The 12698-nt window shown below is 67.2% G+C and carries 11 protein-coding genes and 1 pseudogene; 9 read left to right on the plus strand and 3 right to left on the minus strand.

Annotated elements, in window-relative coordinates:
- Positions 1-51: 51 nt before the first annotated feature.
- Together AC1DSD_RS04755 and AC1DSD_RS04760 are read right to left on the minus strand one after the other, a co-directional pair.
- Complete coding sequence (locus AC1DSD_RS04755) at positions 52-1185, minus strand: CaiB/BaiF CoA transferase family protein (RefSeq protein WP_478028766.1); 1134 nt, start codon at positions 1183-1185, stop codon at positions 52-54.
- Positions 1182-2351, minus strand: a complete 1170-nt coding sequence (locus AC1DSD_RS04760; protein WP_478028767.1) for an extracellular solute-binding protein — start codon at positions 2349-2351, stop codon at positions 1182-1184. The genes AC1DSD_RS04755 and AC1DSD_RS04760 overlap by 4 nt, the downstream gene beginning before the upstream one ends.
- Before the next feature lie 72 nt (positions 2352-2423).
- On the opposite strand from AC1DSD_RS04760, the gene AC1DSD_RS04765 reads away from it, so the two are divergent.
- The 8 genes from AC1DSD_RS04765 to AC1DSD_RS04800 are packed head-to-tail and all read left to right on the plus strand — an operon-like array spanning position 2424 to position 10652.
- Entirely contained in the window at positions 2424-3596 is a 1173-nt protein-coding gene (locus tag AC1DSD_RS04765) for a CaiB/BaiF CoA transferase family protein (RefSeq protein ID WP_478028768.1), read from the plus strand.
- Positions 3593-4042 (plus strand): MaoC family dehydratase, encoded by a 450-nt coding sequence (locus AC1DSD_RS04770; protein WP_478028769.1) that lies wholly within the window; start codon positions 3593-3595, stop codon positions 4040-4042. The genes AC1DSD_RS04765 and AC1DSD_RS04770 overlap by 4 nt, the downstream gene beginning before the upstream one ends.
- Before the next feature lie 3 nt (positions 4043-4045).
- Positions 4046-5062 carry a sugar ABC transporter substrate-binding protein gene (locus tag AC1DSD_RS04775; RefSeq protein WP_478028770.1) on the plus strand — a complete coding sequence of 339 codons (1017 nt, stop codon included), beginning with the start codon at positions 4046-4048 and terminating at the stop codon, positions 5060-5062.
- On the plus strand, positions 5056-6546 hold the full coding sequence (locus tag AC1DSD_RS04780; protein ID WP_478028771.1) for a sugar ABC transporter ATP-binding protein: 1491 nt from the start codon (positions 5056-5058) through the stop codon (positions 6544-6546). Before AC1DSD_RS04775 ends, AC1DSD_RS04780 begins: the two co-directional genes overlap by 7 nt.
- Positions 6543-7703, plus strand: coding sequence for an ABC transporter permease (locus tag AC1DSD_RS04785; protein ID WP_478028772.1), 1161 nt, complete (start codon positions 6543-6545; stop codon positions 7701-7703). Before AC1DSD_RS04780 ends, AC1DSD_RS04785 begins: the two co-directional genes overlap by 4 nt.
- Positions 7703-8872, plus strand: coding sequence for an extracellular solute-binding protein (locus AC1DSD_RS04790; RefSeq protein WP_478028773.1), 1170 nt, complete (start codon positions 7703-7705; stop codon positions 8870-8872). The genes AC1DSD_RS04785 and AC1DSD_RS04790 overlap by 1 nt, the downstream gene beginning before the upstream one ends.
- Positions 8869-9918 carry a Gfo/Idh/MocA family protein gene (locus AC1DSD_RS04795; RefSeq protein ID WP_478028774.1) on the plus strand — a complete coding sequence of 350 codons (1050 nt, stop codon included), beginning with the start codon at positions 8869-8871 and terminating at the stop codon, positions 9916-9918. The genes AC1DSD_RS04790 and AC1DSD_RS04795 overlap by 4 nt, the downstream gene beginning before the upstream one ends.
- 11 nt (positions 9919-9929) lie before the next feature.
- On the plus strand, positions 9930-10652 hold the full coding sequence (locus tag AC1DSD_RS04800) for an SDR family oxidoreductase (RefSeq protein ID WP_478028775.1): 723 nt from the start codon (positions 9930-9932) through the stop codon (positions 10650-10652).
- 72 nt (positions 10653-10724) lie between these two features.
- Here the strand turns inward: AC1DSD_RS04800 and AC1DSD_RS04805 are convergent.
- Positions 10725-11507 (minus strand): annotated as a pseudogene (locus tag AC1DSD_RS04805) (FadR/GntR family transcriptional regulator); the annotation flags it as partial.
- 125 nt (positions 11508-11632) lie between these two features.
- Between AC1DSD_RS04805 and AC1DSD_RS04810 the strand changes: the two are divergent.
- Positions 11633-12694: a glycoside hydrolase family protein gene (locus AC1DSD_RS04810; protein WP_478028776.1), complete on the plus strand. Its 1062-nt coding sequence runs from the start codon at positions 11633-11635 to the stop codon at positions 12692-12694.
- The last annotated feature ends 4 nt before the right edge of the window (positions 12695-12698 follow it).

The following is a 12698-nucleotide window of genomic DNA, read 5'->3' on the forward strand; positions in this document are numbered from 1 at the left end:
CCGACTGGGCACGAACCTCTGGTTCGTGCCCTTTTTCTTCGGACGTGTGGCTCAGTCGTCGAGCGAGAATTCGCGGACGATAGCCTCGCTATGCTCGCCGATGCGCGGTGCTGCGGCCGAAGTGCCGACGCGCGCGCCATTCACGCGAATGGGCGCGCGCGTAGTAGTGATCGGCGTGGCTCCGCGCTTGAGGCGTTGGAGCATGTCGAGCCGCGTGAAGGCTTCTTCCGTCAGCAAAGTCGGCCAGTCGCTGACCGGCGCACACCAGATGCCGTCCGCGCGCAGCCGCTCGATCCATGGCTGGGTCGTGCAGCCCGCCAGAAGCACCGCGATGTCCGCCTTGATCGCGTCCCGCTCGGCAAAGGCGTCGCGGCCGGCGAGCGGGAGGTCGAGCGATCGCCCGAGCAGATCGAGCGGAGTCATCGCCAGCGCGAGCCAGCCGTCGCTGGTGCGATAGACGCCGTATGGCGCCGCGAGATAGGCATGAGCGTTGTCGACCGCCGCGCGTTGTGGGAGCCGGCCGCCATCGTTGAGATGGGTGGTCAGCACCTCGAACTGGAGGTCGACCATCGCCTCGATCAGGCTGGTCTCGACCGTCGCGCCATTACCGCTGATCCCGCGCCGGACCAAAGCGGCCAATATCCCTTCGACCAGGACATGACCGGCGAGCATGTCGGCGACCGACAGTCCGAACGGCACCGGGCCGTCCGACGCGCTGCCGCTCAGCCACATCGCGCCCGACAAGGCCTGGGCGAGCAGATCCTGGCCGGGCAAAGCGGCCCAGGGACCATCCTCGCCATAGCCGGAGATGCTGCCGACGATCAGTCGCGGATTGCGCGCCCTCAGCGCTGCCGGCCCGAAGCCGAGTCGGTCGGCGACGCCGGGGCGGAAATTCTGGATGACGACATCGGCCCGGTCGATCAGCCTTTGGACGCGCCGCGCGTCGGTCGGGTCCTTGAGGTCGGCGGCGAGGCTCTGCTTGTTGCGGTTGATCGCATGAAAGAGCGTGGAGTCGCCGGCAAGATCGGTGTCGCTGAGATAGAGCGTGCGGCAGATGTCCCCGCCATCGGGCCGCTCGACCTTGATCACACGCGCACCAAGATCGGCGAGGCGCAACGCCGCCGACGGGCCCGACAGGAACTGGGCCATGTCGATGACGAGAAGACCGTCGAGCGGGGCGGTCATCGGCTCGCGCGATAGAGCTGGTTGAGCGCCGCGATCGCCTCCACCGCCGGCTCGCCGCCGCGCAGCGCCGTGTTGATCCGTTCGGAGGCGGCGTGCTGGAACGGCATATAACCGTCATGCCGCGGGCGGACCCAGGCACGGTCGAGCGTCGCGCGCGTGGCGCGGTAGAAATCGTTGGTTGCGGCGTTGACGCTGTCCGCGTCCCACGCATCGGCGTGGCCGGGCTGGCCACCGTGCCGCGCGATGAGGTCGCGTTGCGCTTTGCCGTTGGCGACCCAGGCGGCGAAGCGCGCCGCGGCGGGCGGATTGCGGCCATAGGCCGACACCGCCATCCCGGTGCCGCCGAGCGTCGATCCGGTGGGGCCGTGATCGAGCGCGGGAATGTCGGCGAAGCGCACCGTCTCCGGCCGGAGCCCGTCGATCGCATAGCTGACATAACCGTAAATCAACGGCGCGATCGCAAGCTTGCCGGCAGGATCGGCCATCGCCTCGAGCATGTCGATCGGGTCCATCGCATAGGCCTGCTCGTCGACCTGTCCGGCGAGCGTCGCGAGCAGATCATATGCGCGTGCGGCCTCGGCGGGGAAGAGGTCGTCGCCGGCGCCGTCGAGCGTCACGCCGGCGAGCCCGCACAAGGTGAACAGACTCATCAGGCTATGCGGCGGCTTGAGCGGCAGCGAGGCGCGGCCATCCGCCGCGAGCGCGGCAAGTGCCCGCCAGTCGGTCACCGGCGCCGCGATGCGCGATGGCACCCAGGCCTGGACCTGCGCCGCGGCGTCGATCGGCAGCGCCCATTGATGCCCCGCCCAAGTGTAACTCTCATACGATCCGCCGATCGAGCCGGACGCGATCCCCTCCAGCGTCGAGCGATCGATCGCCTCGTCTATGGGCATCAGGCAGCCGCTGGTGGCGACCTGGCCGACATGCGGATGGTCGATCACGATCAGGTCATAGCGCCGCGCGAGCTCCTCGACCGGATAGCTTTCGAAATCTCGCAGCGAGCGTTGGTCCCACTCGATCGTCTCGCCGGTCAGCGCCTTCCATTCGATCGATGCGGCAACCAGCGGATCGTAGCCGCGGGAATGGTTCCAGGTCATGCCGCGCATAGTCGCGCCTTGCTCCATCGATTTGATCGTCGCCCGTTCGGGAAACGGTTGACTCGCCATTCGGCCGCCAATAGCAGTTCGACAAAGATAATATAGTCATACTTTTTAGGAGCTGGTCGAGTGGAAGCGGCGATGCGGGACCAAGGCGGGAATGGATCGCCCGGCGCATTGCCGCTCGACGGCATTATTGTGCTCGATTTCAGCCAGTTCCTGGCGGGGCCATCCTGCGCGCTGCGCCTCGGCGATCTCGGCGCCCGGGTGATCAAGGTCGAGCGGCCCGACGGCGGCGATGCCAGCCGATCGCTGTTCCTCGCCGAAACCGCGTTCGATCAGGACAGCGCACTGTTCCACGCGATCAATCGCGGCAAGCTGAGCTACACCGCCGACCTCAAAGACGAGGCCGATCTCGCCGCGGTGAAGGCACTGATCGCCCGCGCCGACGTGCTGATCCACAATTTCCGGCCCGGGATCATGGACCGGCTCGGGTTGGGCTGGGACCAGGTGTCCGCGCTCAACCCGCGGCTGATCTATGCCGGTGTCAGCGGTTACGGTCCGGACGGGCCGTGGCGCGATCGCCCGGGACAGGACCTGCTCGTCCAGTCGCTGTCGGGCATTGCCTGGTTGTCGGGCGACGCCGACGGCGCGCCGGTCCCCGCGGGATTGTCGATCACCGACATGATGGCGGGCGCGCAGCTCTGCCAGGGCATCTTGGCGCTGCTCGTGCGGCGCGGGGTGACTGGAAAGGGCGGGCGCGTCGACGTCAGCCTGATCGAGACCGCGATCGATCTCCAGTTCGAACATCTCTCGGTGCATCTAAACCGCGGCGGCGCGATGCCGGCGCGCAGCGAATTGGCCAATGGCAACGTCTATCTCGCCGCGCCCTATGGCATCTATGCCACCGCCGACGGCTATCTCGCGCTGGCGATGACGCCGGTCGATCGGCTGGGGGAAGTGATCGATCTGCCCGCGCTGGCGGGGTTTCCGGCGGACCGCTGGTTCGCCGACCGCGATGCGATCAAGGCGCTGATCCGCGACCATCTCAGAACGCGCGCCACTGCCGATTGGCTGGCGATGCTGGAGCCCGCCGGAATCTGGGCGGCGCCGGTGCTCGACTGGCCGGCGCTGATGGCGGAACCAGCCTTCGCCGCGCTCCATGCGACTCAACAGGTGCGTTCGCCCGATGGCGCGGCGCTGACGCTGACCCGCTGCCCGATCCGCGTCGACGGCGCGATCCTCACCTCTCCGTGCGCGGCGCCCCGGCTCGGGGCCGACCGCTTATCCATCGACCGGGAACTTGGCCAATGATCGTCGAACAATACTTCGAGGACTATGAGATCGGGTCGGAGCGCACGAGCTTCGGCCGCACCATCACCGAGACCGATTTCGTCGTCCATGCCGGCCATACCGGCGACTTCTTCCCGCATCATATGGACGCCGAATGGTGCGCGACGCAGGACATCGGCCAGCGCATCGCCCACGGCACGATGGTGTTCGCGATTGGCATCGGCCTGACCGCGACAACGATCAACCCGCACGCAATGTCCTACGGCTATGATCGGCTGCGCTTCATCCGCCCGGTGCATATCGGCGATACGATCACGACTATCACGCGCATCGCCGACAAGCGCGACCATCCCAAAAGAGCGTCCCACGGCGTGGTTACCGAAGCGGTCGACATCCGCAACCAGCGCGGTGAGACGGTGCTGGCGTGCGAGCATCTCTATCTCGTGGCGCGCCGTCCGGCCGACTGAACGATGCGGCTGCGCCCGATCCCGATAGCTCTGTGCGCGATCGTCGCCGCCGTAGCGGTTGCGTCGCTGGTCGGTGTACGACAGGCGGCGCGGGCCGAGGCGGGGGTGGTTGCCAGCAGCAATGTTGGCGGGCCGCGCTACGGCTTGTCGACGGTCGGGCTGAGCTATCCCTTTGCTGCGGCGATCGCCAAGGGGTTCAGCGACGCGGCGGCGCGCGCCGGGGCGAGCGCGGTGGTGCTCGACGCCAAGGGCGACGTCCAGAAACAGGCCAACGACATCGACGATCTGATCGCGCAGCGCGTCGCCGGAATCGCGGTGATGCCGCTCGATTCGGTGGTTGCGCAGGGCTGGGTGCGCCGTGCCAATGCGCAGAACGTACCGATCGCGGCGGTGGCGGCGTTGGTCGGCGATCCCAAGACGCGATCGGTCGAAGACGTCTATCCCGGCCTCGTCGCGCTCGCCTCGCAGGACGAAGTGGCGGCGGGGCGCGCGGCGGGGAGCCTGGCGCTTCGCTGGCTGCCGCGCGACCGGCTGGCGCGGATCGCGATCATCGAGGGCGCGGCCGGATTCCCCGAGGTCGAGCAGCGCGCCCGGGGATTCCGCGCGGCGCTCGACGCGGCGGGCGCACGCTACGTCGTCATCGCGTCGCAGCCCGGAAACTGGACCAGCGAGGGCGGCGAGGCGGCATGCCAGAACATCCTCGCCGCGCACCCCGATATCGACCTGTTCTATAACGAGGCCGACGACATGATGATCGGCTGCGCGCGCGCGGTCCGCGCCGGTGGTTCGCGGGCACGACTGATCGGGGTGGGCGGATCGAAGCTCGGCATCGCCTCGATCAAGGCAGGCGCGGTCGACGGTACGGTCTGCTTCAAGCCAGAGGCGCTCGGCGCCCTGGCGTTCGGCGCCCTGGCGTTCGGGGCGCTTCACGACAGGAATGGCAATACGCCGCGCTTCCGCACCTATCCGATCCCGGCGGTCACGCGCGCCACGATCGGCGAATGCGTCGGGCAATGGTAGACGCGCCGCTCCTCCAATTGCGCGGGCTGGAGAAGGTCTGGCCCAACGGCACCATCGCGCTGCGCGGGGTCGATCTGACGGTGCGCGCAGGCAAGGTTCATGGGCTGCTCGGCGCGAATGGCGCCGGCAAGTCGACGCTGATCAAGGTGCTGGCGGGCGCGATCCCGGCGAGCGGCGGCAGCATCGAGTGGCGCAGTGAGCCGGTGCGCTGGACCAATCCGCGCGCCGCGCGGGCCGGAGGCGTCGCCACCATCTATCAGCATATTCCGCTCGTCCCGACCTTGTCGGTGCTCGAGAATATGCTGCTCGAGCAGCGCGGCGGATGGCGCATCGACCGTGCCGCGCGCGACCGGGCGATGGCGGTCGCGCAGTCGCTGGGCGACCCGTTCGATCTCGATGCGATCATCGGCGACTTGCCGATCGGCACGCGCCAGATGGTCGCGATCGCGCAGGGGCTGATGAGCGACCCCGCCTTGCTGATCATGGACGAGCCGACCGCGTCGCTCGCGGGCGACGAGCGCGAGCAGGTCTATCGCACTATCCGCCGACTGGCGGGCGAGGGGCGGGCAATATTGTTCGTCTCGCACTTCCTCGATGAGATCGTCGCGCTGACCGACGAGGTCACCGTGCTGCGTGATGGCCGTGCGGTGCTCGACGCGCGGACGGCGGACCTCGACGAAGCGGCGATCGCGGCGGCGATTGCCGGGCGCTCGGTTACGGCGCTCGAACGAGTCGAGCGGCCCCCTCCGGCAGGTAGCGCGTTGCTCGATGTTCGCGACCTCGCCTCGCCCGGAAAGCTCGCGCCGACGACTTTCTCCATCGCTGCCGGGGAGATCGTCGGCATCGCCGGCATGCTCGGCTCGGGTCGCAGCGAATTGCTCCACGCGATCTTCGGTGCCGATCCCGCGGCGCGGGGCACCGTCCTGCTCGGCGGGGAGGAAACGGGCCGCGATCCGGCCGAAGCGGTCGCTGCGGGCATCGCTTTGGTGCCGGAGGATCGCGCTGCGCAGGGATTCATTCCTGGCATGACGATCGCCGAGAACATCGCTTTGCCGCATAATGGCTGGCTGATCGCGCCGCGTCGCGAGCGCGCTGTGGCGACCGCCGCGATCGACGATCTCGCGATCAAGGCGCCCGATGCAGAGGCTTTGGTGGGCGAACTTTCGGGCGGCAATGCGCAGAAAGTGGTGATCGCCAAATGGCTGACCCCGCGCACGCGCCTATTGCTGCTCGACGAGCCGACCGCCGGGATCGACATCGGCGCACGCACCGACATCCTGCGGCTGATCCGTCGCCTTGCCGATCAGGGATTGGCGGTTTTGCTGGTCAGCTCGGAATTCGAGGAATTGCTCGCCGTCACCGATCGCGTCCTGGTGATGCGCGACGGCGCGATCGTTGCCCAGGTCGATCCGGCGACGACTGACGAGGCCGGGCTGATCCAGCTCGCCAGTGGAACCCAATCCAGAACGGACATCGCCGCATGACCCGAACCATCGACTGGCGCCGGACCTTCGGTCTGCGCGAAGCGGGCGTCTATTACGCGCTGCTGATCCTGCTCGCGTTGCTTGCGGCAATCGCGCAATCGCGCGGCTTGCCCAATTATTTGTCGCCGCAGAATCTCGGCAACATCGTTTACCAGGCATCTTTGGTCGGGATCATGGGCGTGGCGATGACGGTGATGCTGATCACCGGCGCGTTCGACTTGTCCGTGGCGTCGGTCGCGGCGCTCGCCGCGGCGGTGTTGGTCGGTCTGGCACCGAGCATCGGCTTCCCGCTGGCTGCCGGCGCCGCGATCGTCACCGCGATCGCTGTCGGCATCTTCAACGGCGCGATCGTCCAGTTCGTCGGGATCAACGCCTTCATCGTCACGCTCGGCACGCTCACCGCGGTCAGGGGGCTGGTGCTCGTCCTGACCGATGGACGCTCGCTGATGGTCGAGCGCCCCGACGTGCTCGAGCAGATGCTGGCGTTCGAGAGCACGCGCGTGCCGATCTTCTGGGCTGCCTTGCTGTTCGCAGTAGCGCTGCTGGCGCTCGCGGCGTGGAAGAGGCGGCCGCTTGACGCGCTGGCGGGCGTGGTCGTCGCGGTGCTGGCGCTGCTCGCGGGGAGGGATTTCACCGTCGCGGCGCCCGTCGTCTATCTCGCGTTGTTCACCGTCGCGGTCTGGGCGGTGCTGCGTTTCACCGTCATCGGGCGGCGCATCTACGCGGTCGGCGGCAATGCCGAGGCGGCGCGGCTGTCGGGGATCAACGTCCATGCCTACAAGCTCGGTGCCTTCGTGCTGTCGAGCGCCGCAGCCGGGTTCGCCGGCGTGCTGTTCGGGTGCCGGTTGGGCGCGATCAATCCGACCGCGCTCCAGGGTACCGAACTCACCGTGATCGCCGCCGCGATCCTGGGCGGCACGTCGCTGCTGGGCGGCGCGGGCAGCGTGCTCAAGACCGTGATCGGCGCGCTATTGCTATTCACGCTGACCAACGGATTCAACGTGCTCGACCTCGGTGCGAGCCATCAGGGACTGATCGAGGGCGCGGTGGTGATCGCCGCAGCCGCGATCTACACGGTCGGTGGCGACCGCCGGCGCGCGCGCCGCGCCGCGGTCGACACTGCGCCCACTGCTCCTGCCGTGACGGAGGCCGGCTAATGGCGAAGCTCCGCATCGCGGTCCGCCGCTTTGGACCGTTCGAAAGCGCCATTACCGCGCAATTCGCCGATTTTGCGCGCGGCTATGGCGTCGAGGCCGACCTGGAGGCGGTGCCTATGGACCTCAACCCGCTGCACGAAAGCGTGATCGGGCAGCGCGGGCTTGCGACCGGCGCCTGGGACATCGCCTTCCTCAACACCGACTGGCTGGCCGAGGCGGTCGCCGACGGTCTGCTCGAGGATCTGACGCCGCACATGGTCCGCGCACCGATCGCCGATTTTCCCGACGCCTGGAGCCCGTCGCTGACCGGGCTGCAGCGGTTCGATGGCGGCTTTTGGGCCATGCCCTATCACGATGGCCCAGAATGCCTGATCTATCGCAATGACTTGATCGCTAAACCTCCTGCAACTTGGGAGGATTTCCACGCGCTAGCTCGGCGCCACCACGAACCCACCAGCGGCCGCTACGGTACCGTGCTGGCGCTCTTCCCCGACGGGCACAACAGCTTCTACGATTTCTGCATCCAAATCTGGTCGCGCGGCGGCGAAGTTTTTGACGGTGCCGGCCGACCCGATTTCACGTCGCCGGCCGCGCACGCCGCGCTCGATTTTCTCCGAATGCTGGCGACCGACCAAGATGCGATCGCCCCCGACTGCCGCTCGCTCGACAGCGTCCAATCGGGGAGCCTGTTCGCCGAGGGCAAGGTCGCGCTGATGGCCAATTGGTTCGGCTTCGCTGCCCATGCCGATACCGCCGCGGACAGCCGGGTGCGCGGACTGGTCGACGTCGCGCCGCTGCCGGCGGGGCCGGGCGGGCGCAGCGTGTCGCTCAACGTCTTCTGGGTGCTCGCGATCGGATCGGGATCGGCGAACAAAGAACTCGCCTGGGATTTCCTCCGCCATTGCGCCACCGCGCCAATGGACCGGCTGACCACGACCGAAGGCGCGATCGGCGTGCGGCGCTCGACCTGGACCGATCCCGAGATCAACGCGCTCATGCCTTATTATCACCGGCTCGAATGGCTGCACGAACATGCGCGCGAGATGCCGCTGACAGCGGATCTGGCCCGCATCAGCCATATTGTCGACGACCTGATGACCGCGGCGGTGACGACCGATCGCGCGACGGCGGATCTCATCGCAGAGGCACAGGCAAGGGTGGCGTCATGACCGCGCTCCAGCAGCAATGGCCGATGCCCTCGAAGCCGCGGCCGATCGTGATCATCGGCACCGGCGGCATCGTCGCCGACGCGCATTTGCCTGCTTATCGCAAGGCCGGGTTCCACGTCGCCGGCTTGTTCGATCTCGATCAGGAGCGTGCTCGGACGCTCGCGGCGCAATGGGACGTGCCGCACGTCTTCGCCTCGATCGAGGAAGCGGCGAGGGCCGATGCGGTGTTCGACGTCGCCGCGCCGCCGGTCGCGCACCGTGCGATCCTCGAGGCGCTGCCCACGGGGGCGGCGGTGCTGCTGCAGAAACCGATGGGGCTCGACCTCGCCGAAGCGACCGCGATCCGCGATACGGCGCGGGCGCGTGGGCTTAACGCGTCGGTCAATTTCCAGCTACGATATTCGGCGATGATGCTCGCGATCGCCGATGCGATTCGACAGGGTCGGCTGGGCGAGCTGGTCGAGGTCGAGATACGTATCAACCTCGTCACGCCCTGGCATCTGTTTCCGCATCTCAAGCCCAATCCACGGGTCGAGATCGTCAGCCATTCGATCCATTATCTCGACACGATTCGCGCCCTGATCGGCGACCCGCAAGGCGTGTTCGCGCGGAGTTTCGGCCATCCGTCGAGCGAGCTCGCCGACACGCGGACGTCGATCCTGCTCGATTATGGCGACACGCTCCGGGTGCTGTTGTCGATCAACCATCATCACGATTTCGGCCGCCGCCACCAGGGCGCGAGCTTCCGGGTCGAAGGCACCGACGGCGCGACCCAGGCCAAGCTCGGCGTGCTGCTCGATTATCCGGCGGGCGAGCCCGACGAACTCTGGCTCGCCCCGCGTGGCGGACCGTGGGAGCAAGTCGCGCTCGCGGGCGCCTGGTTCCCCGACGCGTTCATCGGCCCGATGGCCAATCTCCAGCGTTTCGCCGCGGGCGAGGACGATGTGCTTGCCACTCGCGTCGATGACGCCTGGCGGACTATGGCGCTGGTCGAAGCCTGTTATAGGGCGGGCAAAGTGCCCAGCACTCCGATTCCCCAACCTTGAGGACCAAGACGTTGATCGACCTGACCGGAAAGACCGCCCTCGTCACCGCCGCCGCACAAGGCATTGGCCGCGCCTCGGTGCTGGCACTTGCCGCCGCCGGCGCGCGTGTCATTGCCACCGACGTCAACGAAGCGGGGCTGGACGGCTTGGCTGGCGAGCGGATCGAGACGCGCCGGCTTGACGTGCTCGATCCCGAAGCGGTCGCGGCGCTTGGCGACGAGACGATCGACATCCTGTTCAATTGCGCGGGCGTCGTCCACGGCGGAACCGTGCTCGAGACGAGCGATGCCGATCTCGATTTCGCATGGCGGCTCAACGTCATCGCGATGACGCGGACCTGCCAGGCGGTTCTGCCCGGCATGGTCGAGCGCGGCGGCGGCGCGATCATCAACATGTCGTCGGTGGCGTCGAGCGTGAAGGGCGTGCCCAATCGCTTCGCCTATACCGTGACCAAGGCGGCGGTGGTCGGGCTGACCAAGTCGATCGCGGCCGATTTCGTCGGCAATAACATCCGCGTCACTGCGATCTGTCCGGGCACGGTCGAGACACCGTCATTGCACGATCGTCTGTCCGCCGGCGGCGATTATGACGGCGCGCGCGCCGCCTTCATCGCGCGCCAGCCGATCGGCCGGATCGGCGCGGCGGAGGAGATCGCCGATCTGGTCGTCTATCTCGCCGGCGCCACCTACACGACCGGGCAGGTGCAGATCATCGACGGCGGTTGGACGATCTGAGGCGAGTCTTGTCCCCTCCCTGCAAGGGAGGGGATTAAGGGGTGGGTCAGCGTCGACCAGGGCTTCGATCGCGTCGACGATGCGTTCGTGCTTGTGCACTACCGTTTCGTGCTGGGCAAGGTCGCGGACCGGCGAACTCAGCGTGAAGGATTCGACCAGCGCGGTCTCGATCACCGCCGAGAGCGCGCGCATCAGCATGTTGCCCGATGCGGCCCCGATTGCGCGGTGGAATTCGAGGTCGGCCTCGGCGAAATGTCGCCGGCTGTCAGTCGCGGCACGCATATCGGCGATGCAACGGCGGAGCTGCGCGATGATCTCGCGGTCGGCATGCCCGGCGGCGAGCGCGGCCGCGCGCGGCTCGATCGCTCGCCGGATCTCGGCGAGGTCGTTGCTCAATTTCTCATCGAACCCCTGCGCCACTTTCCACGACAGCACATCGGCGTCGAACAGGTTCCAATGGGTCTCGTCGAGCACCTTGGTGCCGACCCGCGACTTGGAGGCGATCAGGCCCTTGGCGGTCAGCGTCTTGAGCGCCTCGCGCAATACGGTGCGCGAGATGCCGAACCGCTCGAGCACATCGGCCTCGTGCGGCAATCGCGTGCCCGGCGGATAGACGCCCGACATGATCTCGATGCCCAAAGCGCGGGCGACCTGGTCGTGGTTCGACCGCGCCTTGCGGTTGAATTTGTGGAAGCTGATCTCGGCTTCCATCGGGGTAGCCGGCCTGCGCCGAGCGGTAGAGCGGATGGTGCCCGGCTCGCGTATTTCGCGGTCAGCCATCGGCCAAGGTCCGGAAGTGGATAGCGTTCGTCCCCATGTTCTTTTCCCCGCCCGACTATGACGCCGGTCACGCATAAAGCAACCGCGCGAGCCGCCAGAAAACGACAATTAATATGACAAATGACTTGGCCCCGATTGAGCGGGACGATAGCGTGATTCCGCAATGGCCGAGTGCATGACGGCGACGCAGGAGCAGGACGATGGAGAGGGCCGAGTTCGACCGCCGGGGCATCCTCGGCATGGCGGCGGGCGCCGCCGGCGCGCTGGCGCTTCCCGGCTTCGCGGGGGCCGCCACCGATCCAGTCGCCGATTATCGCACGCCGTACAAATATCCGAAGCTGATCCTGGGCGGATCAGGTGTCGCCGGAGAATTCGACGCCAAATCCGTCGATTGTCCGTTCGTCTTCTCGGCCAATGACAAATTCTATCTGACCTATGTCGGCTTCGACGGCGACGGCTATCAGACCGGCATCTGCGAATCGACCGACCTGCTCCATTGGACGCGCAAGGGTATGATCCTCGCACGCGATGCCAATGATCCGGTCACTCGCTACAATATCGCCTGCGCCTCGATCCTGCGCGAAAACGAACTCCAGTCGCCAGCACGGCTGGTCAAGGTCGGCGGGCGGTATCTCGCCGCCTGGCACGCTTATCCCGGCGCAGGATATGAGCAGGGCGCGGCGGTGATCGGGCTCGCCTGGAGCGACGATTTTCTCCACTGGCAACGCGGGCCGGTGATCCTGCGGCCGGAGGACGGCGCCGAATGGGAACGCGGTGGGCTCTACAAGCCGTACCTGATCAAGGAAGGCGACACTTTCTATCTCTACTACAACGCCAAGACGACGGGCACGCCATGGTTCGAGCAAACCGGTCTCGCGACGTCGAAGGACCTCAAGACCTGGACGCGCCACCCCGGCAATCCGCTGATCCGCAACGGCCCCAATGGCGCCCCGGACGCGCGTTTCGCGAGCGATCCAGTAGTGGTCAAGCATCGTGGCGAGTGGGGGATGTTCTATTTCGGCCGCGCCAATGACGGCCCGTGTCGCGAGTTGCTCGCCCTCGGGCGCACGCCGACCCGGTTCGAGAAAGTCGACGAGGTGCTGGTCGACATCGGCGCCCCGGGCTCGATCGACGAGAAATTCGCCCACAAACCCGCCGTGATCTATCACGACGGCGCGCTCTATCACTTCTATTGCGCGGTCAGCGGCAAATGGCCCAACGACATACGCGGCCTGGCCGTGGCGCGATCCAAACCCTGGTAGACGA

The sequence above is a fragment of the Sphingomonas sp. P4_D12 genome (genome assembly GCF_056401895.1).

What these genes read in the sequence shown, in the direction of transcription:
- AC1DSD_RS04755 (WP_478028766.1), bottom strand. Translation starts at nt 1,185, where the DNA reads ATGACCGCCCCGCTCGACGGTCTTCTCGTCATCGACATGGCCCAGTTC.
- AC1DSD_RS04760 (WP_478028767.1), bottom strand. Translation starts at nt 2,351, where the DNA reads ATGGCGAGTCAACCGTTTCCCGAACGGGCGACGATCAAATCGATGGAG.
- AC1DSD_RS04765 (WP_478028768.1), top strand. Translation starts at nt 2,424, where the DNA reads ATGCGGGACCAAGGCGGGAATGGATCGCCCGGCGCATTGCCGCTCGAC.
- AC1DSD_RS04770 (WP_478028769.1), top strand. Translation starts at nt 3,593, where the DNA reads ATGATCGTCGAACAATACTTCGAGGACTATGAGATCGGGTCGGAGCGC.
- AC1DSD_RS04775 (WP_478028770.1), top strand. Translation starts at nt 4,046, where the DNA reads ATGCGGCTGCGCCCGATCCCGATAGCTCTGTGCGCGATCGTCGCCGCC.
- AC1DSD_RS04780 (WP_478028771.1), top strand. Translation starts at nt 5,056, where the DNA reads ATGGTAGACGCGCCGCTCCTCCAATTGCGCGGGCTGGAGAAGGTCTGG.
- AC1DSD_RS04785 (WP_478028772.1), top strand. Translation starts at nt 6,543, where the DNA reads ATGACCCGAACCATCGACTGGCGCCGGACCTTCGGTCTGCGCGAAGCG.
- AC1DSD_RS04790 (WP_478028773.1), top strand. Translation starts at nt 7,703, where the DNA reads ATGGCGAAGCTCCGCATCGCGGTCCGCCGCTTTGGACCGTTCGAAAGC.
- AC1DSD_RS04795 (WP_478028774.1), top strand. Translation starts at nt 8,869, where the DNA reads ATGACCGCGCTCCAGCAGCAATGGCCGATGCCCTCGAAGCCGCGGCCG.
- AC1DSD_RS04810 (WP_478028776.1), top strand. Translation starts at nt 11,633, where the DNA reads ATGGAGAGGGCCGAGTTCGACCGCCGGGGCATCCTCGGCATGGCGGCG.